This is a genomic window from Pasteurella bettyae CCUG 2042 (assembly GCF_000262245.1).
GTDB lineage: Bacteria > Pseudomonadota > Gammaproteobacteria > Enterobacterales > Pasteurellaceae > Basfia > Basfia bettyae.
Window position 1 is genome coordinate 1 of sequence record NZ_AJSX01000032.1, and the last position, 1,859, is coordinate 1,859.

General features: G+C 40.1%; 3 protein-coding genes. All 3 read right to left on the bottom strand.

The window, feature by feature from the left end; translation table 11 throughout:
- Positions 1 to 90: 90 nt before the first annotated feature.
- Positions 91 to 924, bottom strand: a complete 834-nt coding sequence (locus HMPREF1052_RS06075) for a hypothetical protein (RefSeq protein WP_005760707.1) — start codon at positions 922 to 924, stop codon at positions 91 to 93.
- Positions 917 to 1,423: a hypothetical protein gene (locus tag HMPREF1052_RS06080; protein ID WP_005760709.1), complete on the bottom strand. Its 507-nt coding sequence runs from the start codon at positions 1,421 to 1,423 to the stop codon at positions 917 to 919. The genes HMPREF1052_RS06075 and HMPREF1052_RS06080 overlap by 8 nt, the downstream gene beginning before the upstream one ends.
- Positions 1,416 to 1,859: DUF4376 domain-containing protein (locus HMPREF1052_RS06085; RefSeq protein WP_005760708.1), on the bottom strand; the 444-nt coding region annotated here is incomplete at its 5' end. The genes HMPREF1052_RS06085 and HMPREF1052_RS06080, both read right to left, overlap by 8 nt.

Genomic DNA, 1,859 nt, shown 5'->3' on the forward strand with positions numbered 1-1,859 from the left:
AATTAAACTATTATGAAAAATAAACCTCAAATTTAAACTAAACAAAAACGCCCTTTAAATCATCATTAAAGGGCGTTTAAATTTTACAGTTTAGAACTTGTAAACCATATTATCCTCATACTTGCCACTATATGAGGTTGATGTTTTAACGGCTATGCGCTCGTAATTAGCGAAAGATTGCCATTTGTCCCATTGGTCGGTGATCATTGCGTCAATAAAGCGGACGAACTCCGATTTGGTTGAGCTAAAAAACACAAAAGGTGGACGAGTTAGATGGATTAGGCGTAGAAAATCAATCAAATCAAAATAGCGTTGCTGACCGTAGCTCTCCTGATGTGTACACAAATAAGGTGGGTCTAACACAAATAAGGCCTTTGGATCATGTTGGTATTTAGGGAGTAACGTGTGGAAACTCTCGCTCACTACGGTTAAACCATCTAAATAGCCGTCCGCACTTGGATAGTCTGATTGCCGTAGGCAATGCCAAAAGTCTTGTGTAAATAGCTCATCTAAGGTTTTTACTTGTTGACCACTAAATAACAACCAAGAACAAAGCACATGCACATTAATATAACCATCAAATGCTTTGATAACATCAATTATCTGAGCTTTTAACTCTGGGCTTAGTCGTTTTTGTTTTGGTTGCTCGGCTAAGGCTAATAATGGTGCAATCTGGCGACGTAGGCGGTTGATGTCATCAATATGTTGCAAACGCTCAGCGTAGCCGTCGAAATCATTGTAAATCACCGTAGCTTTAGGCTTAAGCCGTTTTGCAATGTGGCTCAATAAACCTGATCCGCCAAAGGCATCCACAATCGTCCAACCGTCACCATCATTAGGGATGTTATCATTTAATAATCGCTCAAAATGTTGTAAAAACATTCGTTTTTGACCGATAAAAGGGATCGGAGCTTGTTTAAACATAGCACGCTCCTGTAAACTTATCATGATAGATCCCTTTAAAAATGACGGCTAATTGGTTCGGACTAAATCGCCACCCATCGGTACGTCCTGTGATTGCATTAAAACACCACTCTGAGCAGAAGTATTTACTACGTTTTTGTTTAATCCCCAAAATCACGCCTAGCGCGCCGCAGTAGTCATAACGTGCACCTTTGGTTTGCGCATAATAGGTTAGGATTTGTTGTTCGAGGCTAGAATTTATCGGCAATAAATCCCAGTCCCCCGTCCTCGAATCAATCACCTTGCAACGCACACCGCCATCTCGTGGCGATGAAGTATAGCAATGATATGTTGTCTCGTACTCATAATGAGTGCCTGTAATAAACTCCGTTTTTGCAATTACCAGCTCACAATGTGAGTATTTTCCGCGCGTGGTTTTGCGGATTATTAAGTCAATGAGTTTGTCCCATAAACTGCCACCAGAGCCTTTGTAAAATGCTAAAAATAATTGATTAGCCATTGGCTTGCTCCGCTAAGTAATCTGCATAAGTTTTAGTCCAACCTCCAGTGTAATTGTAATCCGCTGGATTATCAGATTGCTCTAATGCTGCTTTATGCCGTAAGGCATTAGCATGATTGCTTGTTTTAGCTGTCATTAATACTTGCCAAATCTGCATTAATTTATCTTTGTTAATCATCAAAATCGAATTATCCGCACAAGTCCAAGCAATCTCCATATCGCCGAAAAGGTCAAAACTGGCTTTTACCGATAAAATATTACGTTCGGCAGTAGCATCAGTGTCAATCCATTTACCTACCGCCTCTACATACACGCCACCGTTGATTTTAACGTCTCTCAATTCGTTAATTTTATCTCGTAGTTGAGCTATATGTTGTGCTTTTAATTCAGTCTCTTTTGAGTGGTCGATAACCCATTCTGAGCCATCCCATATGTG

Excerpts from the sequence above, each read along its gene's own strand:
- HMPREF1052_RS06075 (WP_005760707.1), bottom strand. The coding sequence starts at position 924 with ATGTTTAAACAAGCTCCGATCCCTTTTATCGGTCAAAAACGAATGTTT.
- HMPREF1052_RS06080 (WP_005760709.1), bottom strand. The coding sequence starts at position 1,423 with ATGGCTAATCAATTATTTTTAGCATTTTACAAAGGCTCTGGTGGCAGT.